The following is a 7,740-nucleotide window of genomic DNA, read 5'->3' as shown; positions in this document are numbered from 1 at the left end:
ACATCATCTCTTAATTGTACTGACATTTTTTTCTCCTTGTTCTTACTTTATAAAATATATCAAATGTTTAATTCATATAATATTTAATCTAACTTATCAATAATACCACTATTTTCCTTTATTGTAAACAAATATACTAGTGAAAACACCTTATTTTGAAATATTTTTATTTTTGTTAATTTACAAAGCACTTTCAATATTTTAAGAGAACATGAAATTAAACCTTGGAAAGTCGGTATTTTCTCTATCTCATCTTAAACAAAGAAAAGAAGATCGAGTATACCTCGATCTCCCTTAATATTTTTCTTTATTATGGGTGTACTGGAATCATCCATCCAAGTACTCCTGTTGATTGAAGTGCGATGATAGCACACACAATTATTAACAGGATGAAACTGTGTTTAACTGTGAATTTCAGTAAGTCTGATTCTCTACCTACTAGCCCAACCGCTGCAGCTGCTACTGCGATAGATTGTGGAGAAATCATTTTACCTACTACTCCTCCAGATGCGTTAGCTGCTACCGCTAATAATGGATCCATTCCTACTTGGCTAGCTGTAACTTGTTGTAATTTAGCAAATAGTAAGTTAGCTGATGTATCAGAACCAGTAATGAACACTCCAATCCATCCAAGAGCTGGTGATAGGAATTTAAATGCTCCACCTGTTGCTGCTAGCGCGTATCCTAGAGTATTAGACATACCTGATGCATTCATGATGTATGCAAATCCTACTACGAAACAGATTGTTAACAATGCAATTTTAACTTCATTAAATGTTTGAATAAAAGTTGCACCTGCATCTTTCCAACTAATTTTAATAATAAACTTAGAGATTAGCGCTGCTACTAAAATTGCTGTACCGATTGATCCTACTAGGTCAAGTTTGAATACTGCTGCAATTTCTTTTCCTGATACAGAACTAATAATATTATTGTGGATAAATGGTACCTTCGGATTTAAAGCAAGTGTTTTGAAGAATGCTTTAGAAGATTTCATTGTCCAGATGAAAATGATAAGTGTTAATACAACAAATGGTGACCATGCAACTAGTACTTCTTTTAAACTGTGTTTTGGAGTAACTTCTGCATCTTTATCAACTTCTTTTTCATCAGCAAATCTCCAAGTAGTTTTTGGTTTCCAGAATTGAAGTAAGATAACTATTGACACTAATGAAACTAATGATGAAAGAATGTCAGGTAATTGTTCTCCCATGAAGTTAGAACTTACGAACTGTGCAATTGCAAATGATCCACCTGATACTAATAATGCAGGCCATACTTCTAATGTTTTCTTGAATCCAGCCATGATTAATACTAAGTAGAAAGGAATGAAGATAGACACTAGAGGTAATTGACGTCCGATCATCGCTGCGATTTCCGCTGCTGCGATTGGTGATCCGTTAGCATAAGTTGCTAATCCGTCCATCGCTGTAACCGGTGCTCCTACAGCCCCGAATGCTACTGGTGCAGTATTAGCTATCATACAAACACCTGCTGCATAAAGTGGTTTAAATCCTAAACCTACTAATAATGAAGCTGTGATTGCTACTGGCGCTCCAAAACCTGCTGCTCCTTCTAAGAAAGCCCCGAATGAGAAAGCAATGATTAATGCTTGAAGACGACGGTCATCAGTTAATGATGTAATACTGTCTCTGATGATACCGAAGTGACCTGTTTTAACAGTCATTTTGTATAAGAACACTGATGTTAAAATAATCCAACCGATAGGCATTGCACCATAAACCATTCCTTGGAATGTTGAGAATGCTGCGAAGTGGAACGGCATTTTAAAGAATATACATGCAATTACAATCGCTAATATTAAAGTTAGTAAACCTGTTAACCAACCTTTAACTTTTAATCCTGCAAGTGTTACTAGATAAAACACAATTGGAATTAGTGCAACAAGTGCAGAAACATATAGATTATCAGCCACTGGCTGTAATAACTGAGTGAATTTTTCCATAAATACACTTCTCCTTTGTATAAATATATTTTGTTAGGTTTGTGAAAATCTATTATTATAAATAACAAAGTTATATATTAACTAAAAATCAAATATTGTAATAATTCATCTTTATTTTATTTTAGAATAAAACCTTCCTGTTTGTCTAATCAGATATATAACAGATTTTTATCTGTTCTATTTTTTACTGCTTACACGATATATTTGATAGTATTTATTTAATGATTTCCTTGATTACATTTAATATTGTAGCACGCTTTCATTCAAAAGTAAAGCGTTTTTTTAGTTATTTTTACAACATTCTTAAAAAATCCTTTTATATCAATGTAAAAAGTCTATATTTTTTTGAAAATTTTTCCTAACTTTTTTTATAACAGTTATAAAAATCTACATCAAAAAAATATTCCCTAAAAATTCTCCTTCACTTCTCCTACACTTTTATACAGATTATAAAAAAAAAGCATATCGTAATTAATATTAATACGATATACTTTTAAAATATCAAATAAAATAATATTTAGTTTACTTAATATTTCTGCTTGTTTTTCAACACTCTATTAATCTCTTTATTAGCTTCTTTTTGTTTCAATACATGACGTTTGTCATAGTTTTTCTTACCTTTTGCAACACCGATTAATAGCTTCGCATAGCCGTTTTTGATATAAAGTTTCAAAGGAACTATACTCATACCAATTTCATTTTGTACATTAGTTAATGAAGCAATTTGTTTTTTCTTTAATAATAATTTTCTTACTCTTAATGGTTCATGATTAAATCTATTCCCCTCTTCGAAATGAGAAATATGCATATTATAAACAAACATTTCCCCTAATCTCGTTTGACAATATGAATCTTTTAAATTAATTCTCCCTCTTCTAATAGATTTAATTTCTGTACCAGTTAAAACTAATCCTGCTTCATATGTTTCTTCTATAAAATAATCATGATTAGCTTTTTTATTTTGAGCTATTACTTTAATTTCTTTATCCATATTCTTATCCTCTATTTTTTACTAATTAATGATTTGTGTTTAAGTATTTTAAAATCTATCTCTTGATTTTCCAAATCAACATTTGCTACTTTAACAATTACTTCATCACCAAGCCTATAAACTTTTTTCTTTCTACGGCCAATTAATATCATATTCTTTTGATCATATGTGTAATAATCATCATTCATCGCTTTAATGTGAACTAATCCTTCAATATTACTTCTTTCAAGAGTTATAAATACCCCAAAGTTGGTAACACTAGATATAATTCCTCTAAATGTTTGTTCTTGATATTTTAACATGTACTCACATTTTTTCATTCTATCAACTTCACGTTCGCAATCAACCGCTCGTTTTTCATATTCAGATGAACTTTCAGCCAAATCAGGTAATCTAGTAATGAAATTATCTATAGCTTGATCAGATACATCTCCATTAAATAAGTATGTTCTAATCATTCTGTGTACCAATAAATCTGGATAACGTCTGATTGGTGATGTAAAATGTGTATAATACTTCGTAGCAAGTGCAAAGTGTCCTATATTATTTATTGAATATCTAGCTTGATTCATAGTTCTAAGAAGAATTGTTGAAAGCATAGTTTCTACAACTTCTCCTTTAAATTTTCTAAGCATATTTGCTAACATATAAGGTTCAATCTCTTCAATTTTCCCTTTTGTTCTATAACCAAGACTTGCCGCGATATCAAAGAACTGTCTTAATTTTTCCATTTTAGGCTCTTCGTGAATACGATAAATAAAAGGAACTTGCATCCAGTAGAAATGCTCTCCTATTACTTCATTAGCACTTAACATAAAATCCTCAATAAGTCTTTCTGATATACCTCTTTCACGAAGAACAATATCTAAAACCTCTCCATTTTCATCAACCACTACTTTTGATTCCGGTTTATCAAAATCAATAGCACCTCTTGTTTCTCTATTAGCACGAATTTTTGTTGATAATTCTAGTGCTATCTTCAGCATAGGTACATATTCTCTATATTCTTCTAATGTTTCTTGGTTTTCTGCATAGACTTCATTAACTTTTTTATAAGTCAATCTTCCTTTAGATTTTATTACAGCTGGATAAATATCATAACTTTCAGGGTACCCCTTACTATTAAAATCGATATCACAACATATTGTATAGCGTAATACATGAGGATTTAACGAACAAATGTTATTAGATAATTTTCTAGGTAACATCGGTACTACTCTATCAGCTAAATAAACACTACACCCTCTATTGGCTGCCTCTTTATCTAATGGACTATCTTCAGTTACATACCTACTAACATCAGCTATGAATACTTTTAATCTATAACCTTTTTTAGTTTTTACTACTGAAATAGCATCGTCTAAATCTTTAGCATCATCACCATCAATAGTAACCACCATTTCATTAGTACAGTCTCTATATTTATCTTCAAGTTTTATTTCATCACTTATTTTTTCAGTTTGTTCAAGCACCTCTTGAGGAAATTCATTTGGGATATTATGTTTATAAATTACTGAAAGAATATCTACGCCAGGGTCATCCTTATGACCTATTGATTTTATGATAATTCCTTTATGATCTTCAAAGCTAACCTTTGAATAATCTGTAATTTCAACTAGTACCTTACTGCCATCAACTAAATTAAAGTTTTTAGCATTCGTTATTTTTATATATTTTACAATATTTTTATCATCACTCTTAACAAAAGAGAAAAACTTAGCATTAGTTAACGTACCAACTGTATACTTAGTATTTCTTTCTAATACTTTTTGGACTATTCCTTCAAGGTTACGGTCATCCTTATATACACTATCTACTTTCACTAATACGACATCACCTGTCATAGCACTTTGTGTGAAACCTTTAGGAATGTATACCTCTATTCCTAAATCTGCAGAATATACAAAAGCAAATCCTTTTTGATGTAATCTAATAACCCCTTCAATTTCTAGCGGTTCTTTCACATAAAGAAAGTTCTCGTTAGGTAGTTGAGTAACGACTAATTTTCTCTCTAGCTTACCAACATTTTTTACTAATTCAACAAACTCTTTCGCTGATTCAATGTCTAACTTTTCTTTTAAATCTTCTATACTTAATACTTTTTCTTCTCTAAATATTTTTTCAATTCTTTCTAACATATAATCCTCCTTAATTTAGATTATACAACACATAATTATTTCTATAAAAATAAACCTAAAATGAATTTACATTTTAGGTTTTTATGTCTAGTTTATAATTTTAACCAAGTAAGACACACTAGTGATATAAAAAATATTAGTCCTAGTACTACTGTAATTCTTTGTAAAACTAATTCAGCACCTCTTACTTTTTGTTTTCCAAACAGTTCTTCTGCTCCACCAGTTAATCCAGATAATCCTCCAGATTTACTTTCTTGTAATAAAACTACTACAATTAACAGAATACTGCTCACTATTGCCATTGTCATTAAAAAAGTGTGCATACTCTCCTCCTAAAATAATCATTCGTTAATACAATACACTTTATATTAACACATTTTTTTAAAAAAAGCAAATTTATTAAACAATCTTAGTGAAGATAATTCTACCCGAAGATGTTTGTAAGACACTTTGAACCTCAACTTCAACAGTTTTACCAACTGAACGTTTACCATTTTCAACGACAATCATTGTTCCGTCTTCTGTATAAGCAACACCTTGATTATTTTCCTTACCTTCTCTTAATACTTGTACTTTAAGTCTTTCACCTGTTGTTAACATCGGCTTAACAGCATTGCTTAAATCATTCACATTAAGTACTTTAATAGCTTGCAAAGTCGCAAGTTTGTTAAGATTATAATCGGTTGTTATAATAGCACATTTATATTTCAGAGCATAGTCTATTAATAAGTTATCTACACCTTTGTGCTCGTTATATTTAAACTTATTATCAATTTCAAGATCAATCTCTTTCATTTTTTGAAGATGTTCAACACAATCTAAGCCTAGACGACCTTTTGCTCGTTTTAATGGATCTTCAGAATCAGAAATCAGCTGTAATTCTTTTAAAACAAACTCTGGTACAATAATTTTACCTTCTAAAAATCCAGTTTTAGCAACATCTTGAATACGTGAATCAATTAATGCACTCGTATCAACGACCTTCGCTAAAACTTTCTTTGTAGTAACTTTTTGCTCTTTTTCTTTAGGTTTGTTTCCAAATTTAAACGCCGTAAAGATATTTAGAAATTCTCCTTCACGTCTATATCCTAATACCAATCCCAAATATCCAAAAACGATGTATATTACAGCTGAAATAATTCTTCCCATTATTCCTGCACCTGCTATTACATCAACCCCTGATGATAGTAAACTAGCTAAAAGCAGACCAAGAATTAGTCCAATTGTAGTAAATACAATTTTTTGTATTGGTGTATTTGTAAGACGATCTTCGATTCTTTTTAACATTGCTACAAATTTATCTGAAAATAATAAAGACACTAATACAAAAACTACTGTAGTTCCAATTGTAACAATAAGTCTTAACATCGTCTCACTCAATGATGCAAAAATATTATAATATATCAATGCACTAGTTGATAGTGTTCCTACTGTTATTCCTAGAAAAAAGGAAATAATAATTAAAACTTTTTTCAACATAAAAATCACTCCTTTTATTATTTAATTTAAAATATAAAATTATTAATAACGCTTTAATAATAATACATTCATATATCAAGAGACATAAAACATCTCTTCTATATATTCTACTACATTCTACTTAAAATTAACATAACAAAATTCAAAAAATTTAAAATTTTTTTAAAATATTATTATAAATTTTAATACAAAGAGATAAATAGGAAAATCATAGTTTTGATAATTCCAACCTAATATTCACTCATAAAATAGAAAAATCGTAGGTGTATCTTTGATAATTACAGTCATAAACTACTCATTATACACGGATTATCCTTAACGTGTTATCTCAAAAGCTATTTCGTCAGAAATGTCTATTAATTCTCTTTTATCATGGACAAATATCTCACTTACTTCCACTTGAACTTTTAAAACTCTAAAACTATACTCAGTTCCAAAAAATTTTCTATAAATTTTGGTCGTATAAATAGACTAATACAAAAGCTCTGTTGTTTTAACAAAATGAAAATTCTAGGTAATATAAAGATACTACCTAGAATTTCATGTATTTAAATAAAGATATTTATCTAAATCTCTCTATTTATTTTTACGGCGTTTCGCAACTGCCAATAATCCACCAAATAATGCTAATCCTAAACCTGCTAAACCAGTGTTATTCTCAGTTGTTCCTGTATTTGCCAAGCGTTTTGTTGGAACTTTTTGAACCCCTTCTTCTGTTTGAGGTGTTTTTGCTTCCGTTGGTTTTGTTGGTTCAACTGGTTTCGTTGGATCAACCGGTTTCGTTGGTTCAACTGGTTTCGTTGGTTCAACTGGTTTCGTTGGTTCAACTGGTTTTGGATTTTGACGATATACGTGAACTGTATTTCCATCTTTATCTTTCTTCGTTTCTTTAAACGTATATCCAGAAATTTCTTTTTTAGCCTTCGTTCCTTTGTCTGAAGGGGTGATTTCTTTTCCTTCTTCATCTACATAACTTGTTACGACTTGACGATATACGTGGATTGTATTTCCTTTTTCGTCTTTCTTCGTTTCTTTGAACGTGTACTCTGGAATATCTTTCTTATCCTTCGTTCCTTTGTCTGAAGGGTTGATTTCTTTTCCTTCTTCATCTACATAACTTGTTACGACTTGACGGTATACATGTGTTGTATTTCCTTTTTCGTCTT

The 7,740-nt window shown here is 30.2% G+C and carries 6 protein-coding genes; all 6 read right to left on the bottom strand.

Features of this window, described 5'->3' with window-relative positions:
* Positions 1 to 310 precede the first annotated feature (310 nt).
* A complete protein-coding gene (locus tag RWN11_RS06170; RefSeq protein ID WP_314160891.1) occupies positions 311 to 1,966 on the bottom strand; it encodes an L-lactate permease in 1,656 nt (551 codons plus the stop codon).
* Between the two features lie 526 nt (positions 1,967 to 2,492).
* Positions 2,493 to 2,957 (bottom strand): SsrA-binding protein SmpB, encoded by a 465-nt coding sequence (smpB, locus tag RWN11_RS06165; RefSeq protein WP_314160890.1) that lies wholly within the window; start codon positions 2,955 to 2,957, stop codon positions 2,493 to 2,495.
* 11 nt (positions 2,958 to 2,968) lie between these two features.
* A complete protein-coding gene (gene rnr, locus RWN11_RS06160; RefSeq protein ID WP_314160889.1) occupies positions 2,969 to 5,095 on the bottom strand; it encodes a ribonuclease R in 2,127 nt (708 codons plus the stop codon).
* Positions 5,096 to 5,187: 92 nt separating this feature from the next.
* Positions 5,188 to 5,418 (bottom strand): preprotein translocase subunit SecG, encoded by a 231-nt coding sequence (gene secG, locus RWN11_RS06155; RefSeq protein ID WP_003144724.1) that lies wholly within the window; start codon positions 5,416 to 5,418, stop codon positions 5,188 to 5,190.
* Between the two features lie 76 nt (positions 5,419 to 5,494).
* On the bottom strand, positions 5,495 to 6,574 hold the full coding sequence (locus RWN11_RS06150; RefSeq protein WP_314160888.1) for a TRAM domain-containing protein: 1,080 nt from the start codon (positions 6,572 to 6,574) through the stop codon (positions 5,495 to 5,497).
* Positions 6,575 to 7,150: 576 nt separating this feature from the next.
* On the bottom strand, positions 7,151 to 7,740 hold a 590-nt coding region (locus tag RWN11_RS06145; protein ID WP_314160887.1), incomplete at its 5' end, for a MucBP domain-containing protein.

Source organism: uncultured Gemella sp. (assembly GCF_963519265.1).
Lineage (GTDB): Bacteria > Bacillota > Bacilli > Staphylococcales > Gemellaceae > Gemella.
The sequence above is the reverse complement of the archived record's forward strand: the minus strand, read 5'-3'. Positions and strand labels throughout refer to the sequence as shown.